At 34.4% G+C, this 23065-nt stretch carries 23 protein-coding genes and 1 other RNA gene; 19 read left to right on the top strand and 5 right to left on the bottom strand.

Annotation, left to right across the window (positions count from 1 at the left end; all coding sequences use genetic code 11):
• Positions 1-26 precede the first annotated feature (26 nt).
• Together J2S15_RS01700 and recU are read right to left on the bottom strand one after the other, a co-directional pair.
• Positions 27-2873 carry a transglycosylase domain-containing protein gene (locus J2S15_RS01700; RefSeq protein WP_307404861.1) on the bottom strand — a complete coding sequence of 949 codons (2847 nt, stop codon included), beginning with the start codon at positions 2871-2873 and terminating at the stop codon, positions 27-29.
• The gene (recU, locus tag J2S15_RS01695; protein ID WP_307404859.1) at positions 2863-3453 is read right to left on the bottom strand and encodes a Holliday junction resolvase RecU; all 591 of its coding nucleotides are present in this window, start codon (positions 3451-3453) and stop codon (positions 2863-2865) included. Before recU ends, J2S15_RS01700 begins: the two co-directional genes overlap by 11 nt.
• A 109-nt stretch (positions 3454-3562) precedes the next feature.
• On the opposite strand from recU, the gene J2S15_RS01690 reads away from it, so the two are divergent.
• From J2S15_RS01690 to J2S15_RS01655, 8 genes are all read left to right on the top strand, one after another.
• Complete coding sequence (locus tag J2S15_RS01690) at positions 3563-3877, top strand: DivIVA domain-containing protein (RefSeq protein WP_307404857.1); 315 nt, start codon at positions 3563-3565, stop codon at positions 3875-3877.
• Positions 3876-4219: RNase P RNA component class B (gene rnpB / locus J2S15_RS01685), an RNA gene on the top strand. Before J2S15_RS01690 ends, rnpB begins: the two co-directional genes overlap by 2 nt.
• A 100-nt stretch (positions 4220-4319) precedes the next feature.
• A complete protein-coding gene (locus J2S15_RS01680) occupies positions 4320-5318 on the top strand; it encodes a helix-turn-helix domain-containing protein (protein ID WP_307404855.1) in 999 nt (332 codons plus the stop codon).
• Between the two features lie 2 nt (positions 5319-5320).
• Positions 5321-5914, top strand: a complete 594-nt coding sequence (pgsA, locus tag J2S15_RS01675; RefSeq protein WP_307404853.1) for a CDP-diacylglycerol--glycerol-3-phosphate 3-phosphatidyltransferase — start codon at positions 5321-5323, stop codon at positions 5912-5914.
• Positions 5914-6372, top strand: coding sequence for a CinA family protein (locus J2S15_RS01670; protein WP_307404851.1), 459 nt, complete (start codon positions 5914-5916; stop codon positions 6370-6372). The genes pgsA and J2S15_RS01670 overlap by 1 nt, the downstream gene beginning before the upstream one ends.
• Positions 6373-6414: 42 nt before the next feature.
• Positions 6415-7479, top strand: coding sequence for a recombinase RecA (gene recA, locus J2S15_RS01665; RefSeq protein ID WP_307404849.1), 1065 nt, complete (start codon positions 6415-6417; stop codon positions 7477-7479).
• 156 nt (positions 7480-7635) lie between these two features.
• Positions 7636-9186: a ribonuclease Y gene (gene rny / locus J2S15_RS01660; protein WP_307404847.1), complete on the top strand. Its 1551-nt coding sequence runs from the start codon at positions 7636-7638 to the stop codon at positions 9184-9186.
• Positions 9186-9971 (top strand): TIGR00282 family metallophosphoesterase, encoded by a 786-nt coding sequence (locus J2S15_RS01655; protein WP_307404846.1) that lies wholly within the window; start codon positions 9186-9188, stop codon positions 9969-9971. Before rny ends, J2S15_RS01655 begins: the two co-directional genes overlap by 1 nt.
• A gap of 21 nt (positions 9972-9992) precedes the next feature.
• Here J2S15_RS01655 and J2S15_RS20290 read toward each other — a convergent pair whose 3' ends face one another.
• Positions 9993-10142 carry a helix-turn-helix transcriptional regulator gene (locus J2S15_RS20290; RefSeq protein ID WP_370872479.1) on the bottom strand — a complete coding sequence of 50 codons (150 nt, stop codon included), beginning with the start codon at positions 10140-10142 and terminating at the stop codon, positions 9993-9995.
• A gap of 18 nt (positions 10143-10160) precedes the next feature.
• Positions 10161-10964 carry a hypothetical protein gene (locus J2S15_RS01650; protein ID WP_307404844.1) on the bottom strand — a complete coding sequence of 268 codons (804 nt, stop codon included), beginning with the start codon at positions 10962-10964 and terminating at the stop codon, positions 10161-10163.
• A 374-nt stretch (positions 10965-11338) separates the two neighbouring features.
• Between J2S15_RS01650 and ptcA the strand changes: the two genes are divergently transcribed.
• From ptcA to miaB, 8 genes are all read left to right on the top strand, one after another.
• Entirely contained in the window at positions 11339-12361 is a 1023-nt protein-coding gene (ptcA, locus tag J2S15_RS01645; protein WP_307404842.1) for a putrescine carbamoyltransferase, read from the top strand.
• Positions 12362-12371: 10 nt separating this feature from the next.
• Positions 12372-13310 (top strand): carbamate kinase, encoded by a 939-nt coding sequence (gene arcC / locus J2S15_RS01640; RefSeq protein WP_307404840.1) that lies wholly within the window; start codon positions 12372-12374, stop codon positions 13308-13310.
• A 23-nt stretch (positions 13311-13333) separates the two neighbouring features.
• Positions 13334-14719: an APC family permease gene (locus J2S15_RS01635; RefSeq protein ID WP_307404838.1), complete on the top strand. Its 1386-nt coding sequence runs from the start codon at positions 13334-13336 to the stop codon at positions 14717-14719.
• Positions 14706-15806 (top strand): agmatine deiminase, encoded by a 1101-nt coding sequence (gene aguA, locus J2S15_RS01630; protein WP_307404836.1) that lies wholly within the window; start codon positions 14706-14708, stop codon positions 15804-15806. The genes J2S15_RS01635 and aguA overlap by 14 nt, the downstream gene beginning before the upstream one ends.
• Positions 15807-15939: 133 nt before the next feature.
• The gene (pyrB, locus tag J2S15_RS01625) at positions 15940-16875 is read left to right on the top strand and encodes an aspartate carbamoyltransferase (protein WP_307404834.1); all 936 of its coding nucleotides are present in this window, start codon (positions 15940-15942) and stop codon (positions 16873-16875) included.
• Positions 16876-16877: 2 nt separating this feature from the next.
• Positions 16878-17300: an aspartate carbamoyltransferase regulatory subunit gene (locus J2S15_RS01620; RefSeq protein WP_307404832.1), complete on the top strand. Its 423-nt coding sequence runs from the start codon at positions 16878-16880 to the stop codon at positions 17298-17300.
• Between the two features lie 88 nt (positions 17301-17388).
• The gene (locus J2S15_RS01615) at positions 17389-17562 is read left to right on the top strand and encodes a 4Fe-4S binding protein (RefSeq protein WP_307404830.1); all 174 of its coding nucleotides are present in this window, start codon (positions 17389-17391) and stop codon (positions 17560-17562) included.
• Between the two features lie 345 nt (positions 17563-17907).
• Entirely contained in the window at positions 17908-19344 is a 1437-nt protein-coding gene (gene miaB, locus J2S15_RS01610) for a tRNA (N6-isopentenyl adenosine(37)-C2)-methylthiotransferase MiaB (RefSeq protein ID WP_307404828.1), read from the top strand.
• Positions 19345-19395: 51 nt separating this feature from the next.
• Here miaB and J2S15_RS01605 read toward each other — a convergent pair whose 3' ends face one another.
• Positions 19396-20733, bottom strand: a complete 1338-nt coding sequence (locus tag J2S15_RS01605; protein WP_307404826.1) for a hypothetical protein — start codon at positions 20731-20733, stop codon at positions 19396-19398.
• A gap of 181 nt (positions 20734-20914) precedes the next feature.
• Here J2S15_RS01605 and J2S15_RS01600 point away from each other — a divergent pair, with 181 nt between their 5' ends.
• The 3 genes from J2S15_RS01600 (at position 20915) to proC (ending at position 23064) form a co-directional block, all read left to right on the top strand.
• Positions 20915-21535: a DUF4004 family protein gene (locus J2S15_RS01600; protein WP_307404825.1), complete on the top strand. Its 621-nt coding sequence runs from the start codon at positions 20915-20917 to the stop codon at positions 21533-21535.
• A gap of 12 nt (positions 21536-21547) precedes the next feature.
• Entirely contained in the window at positions 21548-22165 is a 618-nt protein-coding gene (locus J2S15_RS01595; RefSeq protein WP_307404823.1) for a bactofilin family protein, read from the top strand.
• A 95-nt stretch (positions 22166-22260) separates the two neighbouring features.
• Entirely contained in the window at positions 22261-23064 is an 804-nt protein-coding gene (gene proC, locus J2S15_RS01590; protein WP_307404821.1) for a pyrroline-5-carboxylate reductase, read from the top strand.
• The last annotated feature ends 1 nt before the right edge of the window (position 23065 follow it).

Here is a 23065-nt window from a genome sequence, read left to right as displayed (position 1 = left end):
TTTTAAATCCATTGCTTTTTCTTTTGCTATTTTCCTATATAAATATAGTAAGTCGTTTTTGTGTCAACTTTTGTACCTGCTTGAAGGGTACTCTTATCTGTATCTAATGATCCAGTGCTGACAGATGATGTTTCAATAATTTCGTATTTTACATCTTCATAATTTGATTTCATATAACTGTCAATTTTTGTTTTTGCCTGAGCTGCTGTTGTGTTTCCATCAAACAGCAAACTAAATGAATTATCTATTGTATATGTTTTTTCGACACCAGAGACAACAAGTTCTTGACATAGGTGAGATGTTTCTTTCTCATCTGTATTCGCATATTTATAGTAACCACATGCTTTGACTTTATCACCGTTTTCAAGTTCCTTACCCCATTGAGAGAATGTACCTTTTCCATTTTCTGGACTTACTGTAGTAAGCTTATTTCCGTTTAACTCAATGTCAACTTGATATGTTACTGCACCATATAAGAATGATTTATCAAATATTTTGGTAACCGATGCAGAGACGCCAGCTACAGTTACAGTCTTCGTCTTCTCAGCAACTTTAAGTTTCTCTTTGTCTGGATATTCAGATAATGTAAATTCTAAATTATTACCTGTTAGTGACATTGTGAATGATGAAGGTTCTTCAAGTGGGTCAGGAGAAATTGTATCAAGTGTTGTGGCGTGTTTCTTTAGAATGAAACCATTAACAACCAAGTCGCTTGAAACGTCTCCAGAGGCTGCTGCATATGGGAATACACCAGCTACATGGGTAATGCTTGTAACCTCGTCTGACTGTGGTGCTTCAGTTTTGCTTGCAGTTTCACCATAGTTTGTAACTACATCGAGCATTGTTCGGGTAATATCACCAGCAAGGTTCCAATAAATTATCTCATCTTCGTTAAGATAATTTCGTTCAGAGCCACTAGCTGCATCATAACCAGCCCAACTAGCTACAATATATTCATCAGTATAACCAACGACCCATTTATCTTTTGCTCTTCCATTGTATTCTGCACCATATTCATCAGCAGTAATTTCATCATAATGGGTAGTTCCAGATTTTCCATAAATTTGATAATCAGCACTAGTTAAAGAGCTAACATCTGTAATGGCAGAATCAACAACACCTGATAATAAATGATTGATTATCCAAGATGTTCCGTCTGAGTAAACACGTTGTGATTCTTGACTTGCTACATAATCATCAGATCCGTCCTTGAATACCACCTTACTAACAGAATATACATCCGTATGTTCACCATTATTCGCTAGTGTCTGATAAGCAGAAGCCAACTCTAAAGGAGTACCTTTAAATTCTCTTCCTCCAATCGAATAAGCAAGAGTGGAATCATCATAACCATTAACAACATCCTCATCAAATCCAAGTTTTGTCAGATAATCCTTAACACCATCATTACCAATTTTATTAACAACCTGACTTAATGTATAGTATGCTGGTACATTATAAGAGTAGTTTAGTGCTTTTTGTAAGTCCATATCTCCATGGAACTTTCTATCGGCATTAAACATAACGCTTGTTGCATATTCCATTGGTTCATCAGGGACCACATGTGAAGAGGCCCAACCTAAATCCTCAACTGCAGGTGCATAATCGATTAGTGGTTTTACAGTAGAACCAAACTCTTTATCTACATTCCATGATCGAGCTTTCTTCTCATCCTCATCTGCACCAAAACCATTTCCAAGGGCAACGATTCCACCATCTTTATTGATAACCGCAAAAGCAGCTTGGTAACGATCGTTATATTGCTCACTAATTGCAAATGTTCCTTCTTTATGTGTATATTCTGCTGTTTCATTACAAATGGCATCTGCATAATCCTGCGCATTTCTATCCATTGTAGTATAAATGTCCATTGATGTTGTATAAGGGTCAATTCCCGTCTTCTCGAGGACTTCTCTTGTAACATATTGAACAAAACTTGAATATTCATCGACAGAGAATCTAGTTTCACCAGACAATGTAAATGCTAACTCCGTAGAGATGGCCAAATCATATTCTTCCTGAGTTATATATCCATGATATTTCATTAAGTAAAGTGTTTCATCTCTACGTTCAACAGCTTCGTCATAGTGATTCACAGTAACGGTACCATCTTCACTGGTAGTTACATCCAAATAAGGATTATAGTAACCAGGAGCATTAACAACACCTGCAAGGAATGCAGCTTCACTTAAGTTCAACTGTTCAACATCCTTATCAAAGTAGTATTCAGCACCTTTTTGGATACCACGAGCAGCGCCTCCAAAGTTTACCTGGTTAAGATAATTTTCAATTATTTCTTCTTTTGACATTTCATCTTCAATTTCCATTGATTTGAAAATTTCCAGAACTTTCTGTTCTAACTTATCTGAAGTTGATGCAGTAGTTCCATCAAAATCTTGGAACATTGTAACATCTACCAACTGCATAGTTAGTGTAGAACCACCTTGTGCAAACCCTCCAGCTAAGACGTTTTCGTATCCAGATTTAATAAAACGTGGTAAATCGAATCCATTATGGCTGAAGAATCTAGAATCCTCAATTGACAGGAATGCATCAATTACTACTTGAGGCATTTGATCATATGTTTTGTTTTCACGAACTCCATCATTACCTGCCAGAGTGGTTATAAGTTCTCCATCTTTATCATAGATTCGTGTAGAAGCTTGTGCAGTAAGTTCTCCTGTCACATCTCCTGAATTACTTAATATATTCTGTAGTAACACAAAACATACTAAACTAACTACCAACACAGATGATAAGAAAACGATACAAATCGAATTCACGATATGTCTGCGTGTTATTTTCTTTTTTGTTTTGGGCTTATCAGTCGTCTTTTTATTAGTTGACTGTTTCTTTTTTAAATTAAAAGCCATAAGAATCCTCCTTGAAATACAAATTATCAACAATATCCAGATATTTAAGTCTTGGTGTGAATGACTCACAGATTAAACATCCGCACTCCTTTACTTTTTCGTATCGAATTGATTTTTGCTTTTGATCTTTATATGCATCAATAATATGTGATGCATCTATTAGATAAGTCTCATTATAGAGTGTAAATCTAATAATTAAAAAAGCAATACCTCCATGTTTTTGTACATCTTCCAAATGCTGGATTTGATGTTCATGGATATTTTTGAAGGTGAACGATGCTTTTGATTTTGTTTCTTTTGCTTCAAAATCAATATATTTTCCCCGATATAATCCATTGTAGTCCGTTGTACTAGGGGTTTTGTAATAACCTTCTACGATTTTAGCACTACTTCTTTTTGGATAGTCTACACGTACAACCTGCACAGGTGTAGGTTTTTTATATATTAGTGCTCTGTTACATTCTCGATAAAAGGTATTACTGTCATTAATATCTTTCTCCAAGCCCATACCTCTTTGGTTGGACTTCGTAGTAATATTCATGCTAGTATTCGTCTTTTTCTTTGTTGGATAATTTATCATATATTCACCTAGACTATATTATACTACAATATAATCAATTATTTCCATAATTTTTACTATTCCGCTTGCTTTTTTGTAGATAATTTGCGAAACTTAAGTGGGTGATGATATGGTACAAAAATATAACTTAGAAGTAAAAGAAATTTTAGAGAAACAATTTCATATTGATTTAAAGGGTTATGCTACTCATGAAGTTGATATGTTTTTAGATATGATTATTGAAGACTATGAGAGTTATCAAAATTATATTGAAGAATTAGGAACTCATTTACAAAGATATGAGGATGAAAATCGCAAGTTAAATTCTAGAATAAGTGAACTGGAATTAAAACTTAAGTTTGAAAGTGATAAACAAGTAAGTGTAGATCAAGTTGATTTATTAAAAAGAATTTCAAACTTAGAAAAAGAAGTATTTAAAAAATAGTACAAGGCAATCGCTGCTTATATATAATATAGGTAGAGGAAAGTCCATGCTCGCATAATCTGAGATGATTATAGTGTTTGTGCCAGACGAAACGATAAGTCTGGGTAGTGTAAGCTAACGGCTGATGAAATTCTAAGGGAAACTATGAATGGAGTCTTTAAAAGTGCCACAGAGACGAGCTTTTATAGAAATATAAAAGATGGAACGGGTAAACCCCACAAGCGAGAAACCCAAAATTTGGTAGGGGAACTCTGCGTTACGAACTGAAGTGACAAAGGGACACATTTGTGTAGATAAATGGTTGCCACCCTTGAAAAAGGGTACAGAACATGGCTTATATGTACTATTTTTATTGAAAATGAGACAATTGTTTCATTTTTTTGTTTTACAACCATTTTAATATTGGTATAATAATAATGGTATGTCTTACATGAGGTGCATAATGAAAGATATAGGATTGAAGTTATCGGCTAAAAGAAAAGAATTAAAACTCTCTGTGAATGATGTGGCAAAAATGACAAAAATGCCAGTTAGTCACATTAAAGCAATTGAAGCAGGGGACATAGGATATTTCGAAGATGATATTACATATCTTCGCTTTTACGTGCGTGCATATTGCAAAGCACTAGATATCCCGTTTGATGAAGTGAAGGAAAACTTTGATGACAGTATTGATGAGTTTACCCAAACTATTTCATTAAAAGCAATTAAAGAACGTGAAGAAATGGAAGAAAACATTCAGGCAAAAAAGAGTAAGCCAGAAGTTCCCAAAAGTGAAAACTATAAGGAACCACCGGTTGCGACGGTTAAGGATCGAGGCTCGATTCGTCAGAATGCTAATCAGTCTTCACGATTTAGTAAACGACCAAAATTAGATGTTTCATTATTGTCATTAATTGCAATTATTGCAATTGTAGTCGCAATAGTGATTTTTGTAGTTGTTAATAATGGGTTTGGTGGTTCATCTGATGATACAACGAAAGATCCAGTAGTTACAGATAACAATACACCGGATCCAGAAAAAGAAACGGATACGGATGATGACAACAAAGAAACAGATGGTGATGATGATAAAAAGGCAGAAGGTGCGTTGACTATAAACACAGTAGATGCAACAAACTATGAAATTGAAGGATTAAAGGATGCAGATCCGTTAAAGATTGAAATTACGATTAGTGATGATACATTACAAAGTTGGTTTGGTTTATCTGTTGTTAGTGGAGAATATATTTATCAGACAACTGCTACTAGCCAAAATCCATTTGAATATGATGGAACTGCAACTTTAGGTACTACTTATACATTAACAGTTGGAAAATTCTCATATAATAATATGAAGATTACAATTAATGGGCAAGAAATTACATTGGATAAGGAACTTGCTACATCAACGTATGAAGCTCAAAACTTTTTAATCACATTTACGTTGAAGGGACAATAGTCATGAATTTACCTAATAAATTGTCTATCTTCAGAGTATTGTTAGTTCCTGTAATTGTCTTTGTATATATGTTTCCATTCACAGATTATGGAATCACAATGTTTACATGGACTATTGGTGATATAGTATTACCAGGAACGCAAGTTATTACATTAATTATATTTGCAGTTGCTTCATTTACGGATTTTCTTGATGGATACATCGCAAGAAAATATAAAATGATTACATCATTTGGAAAGTTTATTGATCCAATTGCAGATAAGTTGTTAGTAAATACAGTTTTTATATTATTAGCTGTATCTGGTACGGTTTCTATCGTACCAGTTTTATTCATGATATGGCGTGATACGATTGTTGATGCGATGCGGATGATGGCAGCACAAAAAGGTGTTGTTGTTGCTGCAGGAATCTGGGGAAAGTTAAAGACAGTACTTCAAATGGTAACAATTATCGTTGTATTATTGAATGATATTCCATTCGCTTTCTTTGGACTTGAAGTGGGAGAATGGTTAGTATGGATATCAGCAATTATTTCTGCTTATAGTGGTATTGTTTATTTTCAACAATGTAAACAATATATTATGGAGAGTAAATAATGAAAGAATTAGTGGCAAGACTAAAAGAAGAAAATCTGACAATTGCCAGTATCGAAAGTTTAACTGGTGGTATGTTTGCTGCTCTTGTTAGTGGTGTTGCAGGTGCATCTTCAGTATTAAAAGGTAGTCTGGTTACTTATCAGACAGTTATTAAAGAAGATGTATTACATGTAGATAAAAAGTTAATCGCTGAGTATGGTGTGATTTCAAAACAGTGTGCGCACGCGATGGCAGTACAAGGGAAAAAGATGTTCACAAGTGATATCGTAGTTTCTTGTAGTGGGAATGCTGGTCCAGATGTAATGGATGGCAAACCTGTAGGTTTAGTATATATGGGTGTTCTAGTAAAAGAGGAAGTCACGACATATGAAATGATTTTTAAGGGATCGCGAAATGAAATCAGAGAACAGGTGTGTGAATATTTAAAGGAAAAAGTATTAGAACGACTTAATAAATAGGATATATCTGTAATTTTGCGAATAATAATAGAGGAGGAAATTATGGCAGAAAAAAAAGTAAATGACAAAGCAGCTGACAAAAAAGATGCTTTATTAGAAGATGCGTTAGGCGCGATAAGAAAACAATTTGGTAAAGAAGCAATCATGAAACTTGGTGATCGTAGTGCTGTTGCAATTGATGCAATCAGTTCTGGAAGTATCAAGGTTGATGAAGCATTAGGTATTGGTGGATACCCTAGAGGAAGAATCATTGAAGTATATGGTCCTGAATCAAGTGGGAAAACTACTCTTGCATTACATGCGATTGCGGAAGTGCAAAAAAGTGGTGGAAGAGCTGCATTTATTGATGCGGAAAACGCGATTGATCCACTATATGCGAAAAACTTAGGTGTTGATATTGAAGAACTAATTTTATCGCAACCAGATTCTGGAGAACAAGCATTAGAAATTACTGAAATGTTGATTCGCAGTGGTGCAATTGACTTAGTAGTAGTCGATTCAGTTGCTGCACTTGTTCCACAAGCAGAATTAGATGGTGAAATGGGAGACTCTCAGGTAGGGTTACAAGCTCGTTTGATGTCAAAAGCAATGCGTAAGTTATCTGGAGTTATGAACAAGAGTGAATGTACAGCAATCTTTATTAACCAGTTACGTGAAAAAGTAGGAATTATGTTTGGAAACCCAGAAACAACACCAGGAGGTAGAGCGTTGAAGTTCTATTCATCAGTACGTATTGATATTCGTCGTAGCGAAGCAATTAAGATTGGTACGGATGTTGTTGGTAATAAAGTTAATGTTAAGATTGTTAAAAACAAGGTAGCACCTCCATTTAAGATTGCACAAGTTGAAATTATGTATGGAGAAGGTATTTCATATGTTGCTGAAGTATTGGACTTAGCAGTTGATTATGACATCGTAAACAAGAGTGGAGCTTGGTTCTCTTACAACGGTGAAAAGATTGGACAAGGAAAAGAAACGACAAAAGCATTCTTGAAAGACAATCCAGACTTACTAAAAGAAATTGGAGATAAGGTAAAAGAAAAATTACATCCTCCAGTGGAAGAAGAAGCAGAAGAGGCACCAAAAGAAGAAGTTGAAGCAAAATAAACAAACGAAACAGTGATGTTCATCACTGTTTTTGCTTGCAAGGGATTCAGCGAGGATATTTTCGTTGAAAAAATGTGCTTTTTTATGTATTATATATATAGGTGTATTTTGGATACACTCGTAATAAAAAGATTAGAAACATGAGGAGGATTTATTATGGATATATCTACAATCCTCTTGTCTGGTGTTATTGGTGTTATTATCGGGCTTGCCATTATGGTGATTGCCGGTAAGATGGGAATTACAAAAAGCAAACATCAAGCAAAACTTACAATACAGGAAGCTGAGTCGAAAGCCGACAATATTGTTAAACAAGCAGTATTAGAAGGTAAGACACAAGCTCATGAAATGAAACTTAATGCAGAAAAAGAAGAAAAAAAGCGTAATGAGGAACTTCTGGAAAAGGAGAGCCAACTTTTACGTCGTGAAGACAATCTTAATTTTAGAGATGAAACTTTAACGAATAAAGAATTACAGGTAGATAAGAAAAATACGCAATTAAGTGAAAAATTGTCAGCATTGGACAAGAAAGAAGAAGAATTGGACCGTCGCATTGATACTCAGGTTGAAGAACTTGAACGAATCGCAGCGATGTCTAGCCAACAGGCAAAAGATGAGTTATTCAGTATCGTTGAAAAACGTATGGATAATGAAGTAGTATCGTATATTAAAGAACGTGAAGATGATGCAAAAGATACAGCAGATGATAAAGCGAAAAATATTATTGCATTAGCTGTACAACGTTTATCACAAGATGAAGCAGCTGACCGTATGGTTTCAGTTGTAACATTACCTTCAGAAGAAATGAAGGGAAGAATTATTGGTCGTGAAGGTCGTAATATTAAAGCGATTGAACAAGCAACTGGGGTTGATTTAAATATTGATGATACACCAGAAGTAATAACACTTTCATGTTTTGATCCAATTCGTCGTGAGATTGCTCGTCAAGCTCTGGAGAATTTGATTAAAGATGGAAGAATCCAACCTGGAAGAATTGAAGAAGTCGTTCGTAAAGTCAAAAAAGAGATGGATACAGCGATTATGAAAGCTGGAGAAGATGCTATCTTCAAACTTGGAATTGGTAAAATGGATAAAGATATGGTTCGTTTAGTAGGTAAATTGAAGTACCGTTATAGTTATGGTCAAAATGCACTTCAACATTCAATGGAAGTTGCATACTTAACTGGTATGATGGCTGCTGAATTAGGACTGAATCAAGTATTAGCAAAACGTGCTGGATTGCTTCATGATATTGGGAAATCAATTGACTATGAAGTGGATGGAAGTCACGTTGAACTAGGATATAAATTTGCAAAGAAACATGGAGAGGATCCAGTTGTATTAAATGCAATTCAATCTCACCATGGTGAAGTAGAAGCAAAATACTTAATTTCTAATTTAGTATATGCAGCTGATACATTAAGTGCAGCAAGACCTGGTGCACGTAAAGAACAGATGCAAAATTATATAAAACGTCTAGAGGACTTAGAAAGGATATCAAAATCTTTCGATGGAGTGGAAAGTACATATGCAATCCAAGCCGGAAGAGAGATTCGAGTTTTTGTTTCACCAGATAAGTTAGATGATCCCGCTTGTATGAAGTTGGCACGTGAATTGAAAGATAAAATCGAGTCAGAACTTACATACCCAGGACAAATTAAAGTAACGGTTATTCGTGAAACTCGGGCAAATGAAATAGCAAAATAATGAGAATATTATTCGTTGGTGATGTTGTTGGTGCTGTCGGTAGAAAGATGGTAGGCGAGCATGTTCAAAGTTTGAAGGAACAACATAATGTTGATCTGGTAATTGCGAATGGAGAAAACTCTGCTCATGGAAAAGGTATCACCTATAAGATTTACAATCAGTTATTAAATTATGGTGTCGATGTGATTACAATGGGGAACCATACATATTCAAAAGATACAATCTTCAATTTTATTGATGATGCTAAGAATATGATAGTTCCTATGAATCTAGAACCTACAGGATATGGACAATATTATAAAGTTGTTGATGTTGGAGGGGTTAAGGTTTGTGTTTGTAATCTAATGTGTGAAGTGTTTATGCACAATGTTGATGAATCTCCCTTTACTTGTATGAATGAAGTATTGGATGAAGTAGATGCGGATATTTATTTCGTTGATTTACATGGAGAAGCAACTAGTGAAAAAACAGCATTTGCAAATGTCTTTAAAGATAAACTGCAGGTAGTTGTTGGTACACATACACATGTACAGACGGCAGATGAAAGAATTATTGGTAAATGTGCATTTATTAGCGATGTCGGAATGTGTGGAGCTTATGACAGCATCATTGGTCGTGATGTGGAAGAAGTTACTATTCGTTTCTTAACAAATGAGAAAACACGCTTTACTGTCGCTGAAGGAGAAGGTATCTTCTCAGCTGTATTAATTGATATTGATACAGAAAACAAATGTGCTACAAATATTTCAAGAATTCAGATTCGACCAGAAGAAAGCAAAGGATGATTCAATAAAGAATCATCCTTTTTATATTTCATTGACTATTGTATCTTCAGGAACTGAGTATTCACTTGCCTTTTTTATTAGTTCATTACGATGACTGACATCAGCCTTTGCATAAATATTATGAATGTGTGCTTTTAATGTTCCACTTGAGATGCATAACTGCTCTGCTATCTCACTATTTCCAGTGTGCTAGATAATGAGGTGGAATATCTCTAATTCGCGTCTGGTAAGCTGTATCGAAGTCGTAAAGGCTTGTATATCTTGTGATATACGTTCTGACTTAGACATAGTTGGTATTTCTAACTGACGAATTACAGGAAGGGTATTGCTGAAGATCAGTATAGTAACTACCATCCAGTACAAATTTTCCGTAAAGTTACGTTCCTTAAATATTAAACCTGAAGTAGAGAATGCTTCCTGTTGAGAAGATACCAATGCATCTTCGATTACAATAATTAGATTCAATAGAATTAGAATTCCAATTACTCCTACAAACTTCTTCGCTACTTTTTTAATATTTGCGTTTGTACATCGTACATAAGAATAATAGAAAAATAGTAATACAATAATTGAAAAGACTTGTCTGGTTGTATAAAACATCCATATCATCAGATTGTTTTCTGGCATAACTTTTAAGATTACTTCAATTGCTACAAAGATAGGTATAAATAAGAAATACTTTGCTTTTACTTCTTTCTTAAAGATATGTAAGACAATTAACATATTTAATATCAGCATAATTGAGAATAATAATATTTTAAATGGTGCAAAACTGATAAACGTATCAGGAAGCACAGTAGTAGAGGAGTGATAGAAATCAATATAATGTAGAAATGTTAAGTCACAGATAAAGGTCATCAGCAACAATGTTGCATAGAGGAAGACCTTTTCTTTTGTTTTGATATATGTCAGTAAGGATGCACCTGATGAAAATACTGGAATCAGTATAAGTACAACACTGAATATAAATAATAGAGTATTGAGTGTATCCATAACGTTCTCCTTGTAACCCCTTACACAAATCATGGCAAATCATAAAATTAGTGTCAAAGAAAAGTATATCATAAACCAAAGGTTTAGATAAAACATAACTTTAGTTATAGAGAAAATATAACCAAATTATAACCTTTTTCCTAATGTAACCCCTTACATTAAGTAGTAAGTTGAAGATGTCAAAGACGTAACATGTGTAGGGCAATTGATCTTATTCAAAAATTAATGTCATTGAATTGGACATTCCTTCGTAAAAACATAATTACAACTGACGTATGTGGTTTCTAACAACTGAATAAAGTTTAATAACTACATATGTTACGCTTTCACAATTACATATTTACATAACAAGTGAATGGAAAAGGAGAAAAGTTATGGAATTAAGACACTTTATTGACACAAATGATTTTACAAAAGAGGAACTATTAGACATCATTGATCTTTCTTTGAAATTAAAGAAATGCATCAACAATGGTTACTATCCTCCATTGTTGAAAGATAAGACATTAGGAATGATCTTCCAACAATCATCAACACGTACAAGAGTTTCATTTGAAACAGCAATGACACAATTGGGTGGACATGCACAGTACTTAGGACCTGGAATGATTCAACTGGGTGGACATGAAACAATTGAAGATACTGGTAGAGTATTATCAAACCTAATTGATATTGTAATGGCTAGAGTAATTGAACATGATACAGTAGTGAAATTCGCTAGTGTTAGCACAATCCCAGTATTAAATGGGATGTCAGACTATAATCATCCGACACAAGAAATTGGTGACTTATGTACAATTGTAGAAAACTTACCAAAAGGAAAAAAATTAGAAGACTGTAAAGTAGTATTCGTAGGTGATGGTACTCAAGTGTGTGCTTCTCTAGGATTTATAACTACAAAACTAGGAATGAACTTTGTACACTATGGACCAAAGACACATCAACTAAATGCTGATCATAAAGCGATTATGGAAGCAAACTGTAAAATATCTGGTGGTACATGGGATGTAACTGATGACAAAGTATCTGCTATGACTGGTGCTGACTTTGTATATACAGATGTTTGGTATGGATTATATGAAGATGAAATGCCAGAAGAAGAACGTAAACGTGTATTCCACGATTACCAGGTAAACCGTGATTTAATGCAAATGGCGAACTTAGGAGCTAAATTCATGCACTGTTTGCCAGCAACACGTGGAGAAGATGTTACTGATGAAGTATTAGATAGTGATATCTCAGTAGCATTTGAAGAAGCTGGAAACCGTTTAACGGCAATGCGTGGTTTATTGGTTTACTTTACTAGATATAAGAAAGAACCAACAGAACTACAAAAAATGGAAGCGAAAGAAGAACTAGATGCTTTCATGGAAGAACGTCTTGAATATCTAAAATAAGGAGATACTTATGTCAAGAATCGTAATAGCTTTAGGAGGAAATGCATTAGGAAACAATCCTAAAGAACAACAAGAAATGATTGATGCAGCAACTCCTTCATTAATTGGTTTAATTGCTCAGGGACATGAAATTATAATAAGTCATGGGAATGGACCACAGGTAGGGATGATTAACCTTGCATTTGATCTGGCATCACAACAAAGTGATAAAGTAGTACCTTTACAGTTAATGGAATGTACTGCAATGTCACAAGGATACATTGGGTATCACTTACAAAAAGGAATTAAAAAAGAACTAAGAAAACAAGGAATGCCTTGGAATGTGGCAACAGTGGTTACACAGGTTGTAGTGGATAAAGAAGATTCAGCGTTTCAAAATCCAAATAAACCAATTGGAGCATTCTATAGTAAAGAAAAAATTGAAGAAATGGCGAAAGAAGATATTAACTTCCACTATGTAGAGGATTCTGGAAGAGGATTTCGTCAGGTTGTTGCTTCACCAAAGCCAATCGATATCGCAGAAAAGGCATCAATCTTAAACTTACTAGATAATGAGTACATCGTTATTGCATGTGGAGGAGGGGGAATTCCTGTCTACATCAACGATGATGGTGATTACGAAGGTGTACCTGCAGTTATTGATAAAGATTTTGCATCAGCGAAACTAGCACAGGAAATAGGAGCAGACTATCTGTTTATATTAACTGCAGTTGATCGTGTGGCAATTAACTTTGGAAAGGAAAACCAACAAGCATTAGAAGAAATGAGTGTGGAAGAAGCGAAACAATATGCAAAAGAAGGACATTTTGCACCTGGTAGTATGTCGCCGAAAGTAGAGGCAGCAATGCAGTTTGCTAGCAGTGGTAAAGGAAGAAAAGCAATTATTGCATCTCTTGAAAAAGCACCATTGGCAATGAAAGGTGAGAGTGGAACAACAATCCACATGTAACCATAATGAAAGGGGCACTATAAATGTCAAAAAAGAAAAAATTTAGAATGATAGATGCCATCCTATTAGTAATCTGTGTTGTATTCGTTGCGGAAGCAGCTGCACCCGTTGCAGCAATAGGGAACTCGCAGTATTTCTGGTGGATCTTATTAATGTTGATCTTCTTATTACCATATGGGTTGATCTCTTCAGAATTAGGAACAACGTATGATGGTGAAGGGGGATTATACGACTGGGTTAGAAAAGCTTTTGGCTCAAGAATGGGAAGTAGAGCATCTTGGTATTACTGGATTAACTTTCCATTATGGATGGCTTCATTAGCTGTTGTATTCCCAGATATGATTACCTTGATTACTGGGGCAGAAATAGGAACGATTCCTGCCTTATTAATTGAACTAGCATTTATTTGGATTATAGTATTTATCAGTTTTTATCCAGTATCAGATTCGGTATGGATTTTAAACGGTGCAGCTGTTATAAAAGTATTCTTGGCACTTCTATTAGGAGGACTTGGAATCTATGTAGCGCTTACGCAAGGAGTAGCAAATGAAATTACGGTTTCATCAATTCTCCCATCCTTTGATTTGGATAGTTTATCTTACGTATCCGTAATCTTATTTAATATGTTAGGATTTGAAGTTATCTGTACATTATCAGGTGATATGGAAAATCCAAGCAAACAAATTCCAAAAGCAATTATTATTGGAGGTCTTGTTATTGCAGGAATCTACATGTTCTCAGCGTTTGGAATTGGTGTAGCAATACCGACTGCAGATATTAGTACAAGTAGTGGATTAGTCGATGCGATTATCTTAATGACGAATGAACCTACAGGGTTATTAGTAAAAGTATCAGCAGTACTATTCTTGCTAACATTATTTGGAAACATGATTTCTTGGTCATTAGGAGTAAATAGTGTTGCATCTTATGCAGCAAAAAATGGTGATATGCCAAAAGTATTCAAACATGAATCAAAGAAAAATCAAATGCCAACAGGGGCAGCTTTGATGAATGGAATTGTTGCTAGCGTAGTTGTGTTAATTGCACCAATTATTCCAAACCAAGATTTATTCTGGAGTTTCTTTGCTCTTAACTTAGTAATGTTCTTATTATCTTATATTCCAATCTTCCCAGCATTCTTAAAGCTACGTAAGATTGATCCAGATACACCTAGACCATTCAAAGTAAAGGGAAGCGATTTATTCTTAAAGATTTTAGCATTATGTCCAATGGTAGTTATCATTGTGTCACTTATTTTTACAGCTGTTCCATTATCGTTTGATAGTGCGACACTGGAAGCAACACTGCCGATTACCATAGGGGCTGTCATATTTATTATCATAGGTGAATTTATATGTCGCCAAAATAAAGGCGAGGTTACAATGGAGGAACAAAATGAAAACACTTAACAGTACACCAAAAAAAGATGGATTCCGCATGCCAGGAGAATTTGAAAACCATGATGGATGTTGGATGATCTGGCCTCAACGTCCAGATAACTGGAGACTTGGAGGGAAACCAGCGCAAAAAGTATTTATTCAAGTGGCTGAAGCAATCGCTGAATTTGAACCAGTGACAATGTGTGTAAGCAATGACCAATATGACCATGCAAGAGCAATGCTACCACCACATATCAGAGTTGTGGAAATGAGCAATGATGATTCTTGGATGCGTGACTGTGGGGCTACATTTGTTATCAATGGTGATGAAGTACGTGGTGTTGACTGGGCATTCAATGCATGGGGTGGTCTGGTTGATGGATTATACTTCCCATGGGATAAAGATGACCATGTTGCAATGAAGATGTGTGACATTGAAAGAAAAGACCGTTATCGTCTAGATGACTTTGTATTAGAAGGTGGTTCTATTCACGTTGATGGAGAAGGAACACTAATTGTTACTGAAGAATGTTTATTGAGTGAAGGAAGAAATCCTGACTTATCAAAAGAAGAAATTGAAGAAGTATTAAAAGAACACTTAAATTTAGAAAAAATTATCTGGATTCCTTATGGAATTTATAATGATGAAACAAATGGACATGTGGACAACATCTTACATTACGTAGCACCAGGAAAAGTTGTATTGGCTTGGACGGATGATAAAGAAGATCCACAATATGAAATTTGTCAGAAAGCATATGAGATTTTAACGACAGAAAAAGATGCAAAAGGTAGAAATTTAGAAGTAGTAAAACTAATGTTACCTGCAAATATCCTAATCACACAAGAAGAAAGTGAAGGGGTAGATGCAGTTGATGGTACATTACCAAGAATGGAAGGAGACCGTCTTGCGGCTTCTTATGCAAACTTCTATATCGCAAATGGTGGAATTGTACTGCCCTTATTTGACGACCCTAATGATCGTAATGCGATTGACACTTTACAAAGTGTATTCCCAGATCGTAAAATCGTTGGAATCTACGCACGTGAAATTCTACTTGGTGGAGGTAATATTCACTGTATTACACAACAACAACCATCAGTATCACAAAAATAATTATGAAAAGCACGCACTGTCGTGCTTTTTGCACATTCAATTGAAAATTTAATTAGTTATATATTTTCAATTGATGCAGTTCGATATATAATAGATGAGGAAGATTTAAATTTATAAAGATAAGAGGTAAAAAATGAAAACAACGATTCGTAATTTAATTGATCCAGGTGACTTAACTGTTTCAGAAACTCAAGACATTCTAGATTTAGCAGAAAGAATTATTGCGAATAAAGAAGATTATTATGATACTTGCAAGAATAAGACATTGGCAACTTTGTTTTTTGAACCAAGTACCAGAACTCGATTATCATTTGAAGCAGCAATGTTGGAACTTGGAGGAAACGTATTGGGTTTCTCTGAATCAAGTTCATCAAGTGCAGCGAAAGGTGAAAGTGTGAGTGATACCGTACAAACTGTATCTTGTTACAGCGATATTATTGCTATGCGTCATCCAAAAGAAGGTGCTCCACTGGTAGCAACTAGTAGAGCAACGGTTCCAATTATTAATGCAGGTGATGGAGGCCATAACCATCCTACGCAAACATTAACGGATTTACTGACAATTCATCGAGAAAAAGGTCGTTTGGATAATCTGACGATTGGTTTCTGTGGTGACTTAAAGTTTGGTAGAACGGTGCATTCATTATTAAAAGCAATGTCACGTTATGAAAACATTAACTTTGTATTTATCTCACCAAGAGAATTACAAATTCCTGAATATTTAAAAAGTGATGTATTAAATCGTAAGAATTTACCATATAAAGAAGTAGAAAAAATTGAAGATGTAATTTCTGAACTTGATGTTATTTATATGACAAGAGTTCAAAGAGAGAGATTCTTTAATGAACAAGACTATATTCGTTTAAAAGATACTTATATCTTAGATTTGAAAAAGATTGAACATTCAAAACCAGATTTATCAATTCTTCACCCATTGCCTCGTGTAAATGAGATTTCTGTAGAAATTGATGATGATCCAAGAGCTTGTTACTTTGAACAGGTATTGAATGGAAAATATGTACGTATGGCTTTGATCTTAAAAATGCTAGGTTTGGATAAAGGAGCGTAATCATGAATATAGATAGTATAAAAAATGGAATTGTATTAGACCATATTACAGCTGGAACAGCAATGCGACTTTATGATGCACTAGGTTTGGATGATTTGGATTGTACAATTGCAATTATAAAGAATGTAAAAAGTAATAAGATGGGAAAGAAAGATATCCTTAAAATTGATAATGATTTTAAAGTAGACTTAGATGTACTTGGATACTTAGATCCAAATATTACGGTTAGCATCATTCGTGATGGAAAAACAATTGAAAAACAGAAGTTAGATATGCCAAAGCAAATTACAAATGTTGAGCGATGTAAAAATCCACGTTGTATTACATCAGTTGAACAAGATTTAGATAATATTTTCTATCTTGCGAATCCAGAAGATAGAATTTATCGCTGTTTATATTGCGACAGTAAAGTTGAAAATAAATAAACCAAAACTAACTCCTGCACTGTTTTAAATAAGGTTGAAAGTGAGTGTGAATGTGATATAATAAACATGTCATAAAGGAGGACTTACAATGCCAGTTAAGGTTAATTTAGATACTTGTATTGGGTGTGGAGCGTGTGTTGGATCTTGTCCTGTTGAAGCTTTGTCAATGAATGATGAAGGTAAAGCAGTTGTGGATGATGCAACATGTATAGATTGTGGAGCATGTTTAGGAACTTGCCCTACGGAAGCTATTACACAATAAACCGAGCCTAGCTTGGTTTTTTTATTAATTAGGAAAGTTCTATAAAAATATAAAAATATTAGGATAAAAAGAAAAAAATGTTAATAAATAAGTAAGCACAAAATGGAACTACAATATTAATGCAGTCACTAATGGAAGATGTCTGGTCGGTATTGTAGATGGAATTTCATTGTGTGCCAATGGAGTAGGATATATTTGAAGTCTTTATCGTAACACCTTGCATCAGGAAAGATAAAGAAGAGAATAATCTTACAGGGCTGCAAGAGAGGTACCTGGTATTAAATCTTTGTATTTAATATGATTTCTTAGAAATCATTTTCTTGTTCAAATAGAATGTGAGGTTATATGAAAAAAGAAGAATTTGTACTGCCTAGTTTAAAAGTTGCACAGCGACGCACAAAGGCAAGAAGTAATATTGAAAAAGAACTGTTTGAAATACCACATGAAGTGAAAAACCTTGGAGTTGATCGCTCCTTTTACTTGCGTACTTATGGCTGTCAGGCGAATGAACGTGATGGAGAAACAATTGCAGGTATTTTAGAAACCTTACAGTTTACACAAGTGAATACTCCTGAAGAGGCAGATTTAATTATTCTGAATACATGTGCAGTAAGAAAGAATGCGGAAGATAAAGTATTGGGTGAATTAGGATCTTTAAAACGTTTGAAGAAAACCAATCCTGATTTAATGTTTGCAATGTGTGGATGTATGGCTCAGGAAGAAGAAATCATTTCGATTATCCTTGAAAAGTATCCTCATGTAGACTTAGTGTTTGGTACTCATAATATTCATCGTTTACCACAATTGTTATATCAGGCAATGATGAACAAAGAAAGAACAATTGAAGTATTCTCAAAAGAAGGAGATGTTATTGAAAATTTACCTGTGAAGCGTTTTGGTACTCATAAAGCATGGGTAAACATTATGTATGGTTGTGATAAATTCTGTACGTATTGTATTGTTCCTTATACGAGAGGGAAAGAACGTTCACGTACAGTAGAAGATATATTGGAAGAAGTAAAAGAGTTACAGGACAGTAATTTCAAAGAAATTACATTGCTTGGACAAAATGTAAACTCTTATGGAAAAGACTTAGGACTAGATGGTGGATTTGCTCACTTATTAGAAGAAGTAGCAAAGACAGGGATTGAACGAATTCGTTTTACTACATCACATCCTTGGGATTTCAGTGATGCAATGGTTGATGCAATTGCAAAGTATGACAATATAATGCCATTTATTCATTTACCAGTGCAATCTGGAGATAATGATATGTTGAAGATTATGGGACGTCGTTATACGGTTGAGGACTACAAAGAAACGTTTGATAAATTAAAAGCAAAAGTTAAAAACTGTGCATTCTCAACGGATATTATCGTAGGATTCCCAAATGAAACAGAGGAACAGTTCCAAAGAACGCTAGATATTGTGGATTATTGTCAGTTTGATAATGCCTTTACGTTTATTTACTCTCCAAGAGAGGGGACTCCAGCTGCTAAAATGAAAGATAATGTAGCAATGGAAGTAAAGCAAGATCGATTAAATCGCTTGATGGAGAAAACCAATGGTTATGCTCGTCAGCAAAACGTAAAATATGAAGGAATGGTTTGCAAAGTATTAGTAGATGGTCCTAGTAAAAAGAATAAAGAAGTTTATAGTGGTTATACTGAACAAAATAAACTTGTTAATTTTGTAACTGATAAAAAGTTGAACCCTGGAGATATTGTTGAAGTTGAAATTTTAGAAGCAAAAACTTGGACGTTAAAAGGTAAACAAATATAAAAAGAACTGTAGTAAGTAGATGAGAATCTACAATACTACAGTTTTCTTTTGCTATCTCCAGCCAACAATAACGTTGCTTTTGTACTTCCATATTCTTGGTTTTGTATTATCGCCAATAACAAGTTTTCCAATAATGGTTCCATTCCTGTCAACAATTTCCACATAACCACCATAACCTACAATTTGACCTGCGTTGTTATAAAGTTCATAGACACTACCAGATGCTACCCAACCATTGTCTTGGAAATCTGTGCTAAAGTGAAACTCATTTACCACACCTGAAATTCCGTCTTGTGTTGATTTATAGGCATTACTTTTTCCTGGTTCCACAATACTTGGATCACAAGGAACCAGTCGATAGAGTTCTAAATATTGCTCAGGTCGTGAACTTGACACAACAGTTTGTGAGCATACATTACCACCACTGTTTCCGCCAGATTGACCCCCACCAGTACCAGTAGAACCGCCACTATTACTATTTCCGCCACTACCTCCAGTACTGCCAGAACTACTACCTGATCCACTATTGCTAGAATCACCAGAATTGCTAGCAGTTCCATCATTACCAGATGAACCATTATCTGCAGATGAATTAGTAGTATTACTGTCATCACTAGAGCCATCTGTGTTTTCGGCTTTTTTACCTTCTTCTAAAACTTTAACTTTAATATTAGCAATGTCAGAAACATTATAATTACTGTCTACTGCTACAACTTTAATTTCATATTCACCAGGTTTAGAAGTATCAATATCATGAGTTGCTAGTAAATAATTTGCTTTTGCACTTAATTGCATATTTTCAGCTTTGGTTTCTTCTGAAGAAACCACTACTTTTCCAACTTTTCGTTTATTTATTTTTTCTTTTGCGGTTTTCGTTTCTGTAAGCCGTTCCTCATACTTATCTTTTGAAAGTACTTCATTTTCTTCGATTGGCTTTTTTTCTTCACCAACTTTATCATATGCTTCATCAATATATGATTTGATATTTATGGTGGAACCATACTCTACTTCTTTTGTTTTCTTAGCATCCTTTATTTTTAGAGTAGGGAGGACCGTGTCCTCAATCTTAATTGTAAAATCTAATGTAGCATCCGCATTATCATTATTAGAATCTTTAAGATAGCCCAATGCTTGTATATCATAAATTCCAACTTCACTGTATTCAACATCACTTTGAAATGTAATATTGGTGTCTTTTTTGTTAGAAGTAACCAGTGTTGATAATAAATCAAAATCTACTTCTGTTCCATATTCGATTGTCGTTTTCTTATCGTCGACTAGTGATAATTTCATTTCACTATCACATGCAACGAGTGTAGCCATTAGAAAAAGACAAGCAAGTAAGGAAGTGCTTTTTCTTGCATAAGCAAGTTTCTTTTCTTTTTTCATTTTATTTGCCCCTCTGTATACTTAAAAGTAGTTATACTTTACAACTACATAGTATCTTATTCTATTAATCAAAGCAATATGTTGTAATGAAAGTATAAAATATTTCATTTATCTTTACAAACGTAACAATGTTATGTTATATTGTTTATGCAAACGTAACATTGTTACGAAAGGAGGTAATATGTCGATTACAAAGAAAGAACTTTTAAAAATCACAGGTATCTCGTATGGGCAGTTGTATCGATGGAAGCGATTTGGATTAATACCAGAAGAATGGTTTGTGAAACAATCAAGTTATACAGGACAGGAAACGGTGTTTCCTAAAGAAAAGATTTTAGAGCGAATCAATACAATCCAAGAGTTAAAAGACTATTATTCGCTTGAGGAGATGGCAGTAATGTTATCACCAGAGTTAATGAGTAATAATGTAGTTGAAGAAAGTGTTTTATATCAGCAGGGAATTGTAAGTGAAAGCTTTGTAAGTATGTATAAAGCGCTATTACAAAAAGAAAGTCTGCAATATACTGATTTGGTGATTCTTTATGGACTTCATACGAAAGTAACTCCACATCTAAAAGATAAAGATATAGAGAAATTGTTGAAGAATAATGCTGCTATTATAAAGAATATTACTTCTGTAGATTACGAAATAGTAATCTTCGAATATGATCAGCATTATCTGTTGGTTGTTGGAAATGGCATAAAAGAATTTTACATGGATAATCGTTGTAATATCATTACGAGAATTCAGTTAAGAGATGTAAATGATGAATTTAAAATGAAGTTTAAAAACTTAATTTAGGAGGATAATAAAATGACAAAAAGAGATATTAGAGTTACTGGTGCAGAAAAAAGCATGGGTGGAGACTATGGGCGTATTAATGTAACTGGTAGTGCAAAATTTATGGGTGATGTGAATGCAGAGGATGTTACAATCACTGGAATGGCAAAATTTGAAAAAAATCTAGAAACAGGAAGACTGGTTGTATCAGGTTCTTTGAAGAGTGATGGTGATATTAAAGGTGATCATATGACTGTAAATGGCATGCTGAAAAGTGATCGAGGAGTAATTTATGCAAATCAGATTACAGTAAATGGTTCGTTGGATAATGATGGTGAAATTAATGCTGATCGTATTAGAATTAATGGTAAAGTAAAAGGAAATCAGATGATGGGCGATGATATTGAGATTGCTCAGGGATTTAATCTGACTCAACTAATTATAAGAACAGCACCAGCCAATAAACTAGTGAATATCGAATGTACAACATTAAAAGCATCAGTTTTAAAATGTGATACAATTAGTGCAAATGAGATTACTTTAACAAATCACTGTAAAGTAAATACGGTTATCTGTGATGGCTTATTGGTTGTTGATTCTACTTGCGATGTGATGAACATTGAAGGTGATTGTCGAATCGAAAGGATATAATTGCATACTTTTAGATAAGAGAAAACTCTTATCTTTTTCTTTACTTTGGTAGACTTTACCTTGAAAAAAAGATAGAATGTTACTAGGTGATAGTAATGAAAAAATTAGGATTTATCGGTTGTGGAAATATGGGAGAAGCAATTCTTTTAGGAATATTAAGTGCAGGAATTATAAATGCAGATGATATTTATGTATACACACCAACAGAAACAACAAGAAGTCGTTTAAAAGACACTTATCATATCCATGTATGTGATAACAACAATGAACTCTATGAGTTATGTGATTATATTATACTGGCAATCAAGCCCTACCAGTTTAAAGAGGTAATTGAAACATTGCCTAAAACAGATGTGGGAAAAGTGATTGTTAGTATAGCAGCTGGAATGACAATTGAGAAAATCAAAGGATTATTCCAGCAGGAACAATTAAAAGTGATTCGAGTAATGCCAAACACACCAGTATTTGTAAATAAAGGGGCAAGTGGTATTTGTGCGAGTCCTGAAGTAAGTGAAGATGAAAAACACTTTGTAATGAAGTTGTTTTCTGCTGTTGGCGTAGTTGAAGAAATAAGCGAAGATATGTTTCATACAATTATTGCAACAAGTGGATCCAGTCCAGCTTATGTGTTTATGTTCATTGATGCGATTATTAAGGAAGCAATGAATCAGGGACTTACTTATGAAGTTGCTAAGAAGTTGGCTGCGCAGACGGTTGTTGGAGCCGCAACAATGGTGATGGAATCAGATGAGACACCAGATCAGCTTAAAAAGAATGTTTGTAGCCCAAATGGAACTACAATTGAAGCAGTAAATGTGTTGGAGCAAGAAGGTTTGTATGAGATTGTTGCGAAAGCAATGGATGCGTGTGCCAAAAAATCACGTTCGATGAGTGAATAGT

Origin of the sequence: Breznakia pachnodae (assembly GCF_030814225.1) — a bacterium.
In the GTDB taxonomy this organism is placed as follows: Bacteria; Bacillota_I; Bacilli_A; order Erysipelotrichales; family Erysipelotrichaceae; genus Breznakia; species Breznakia pachnodae.
Note: the sequence above shows the minus strand (reverse complement) of the source record. Positions and strands in the feature narration are given on the sequence as shown.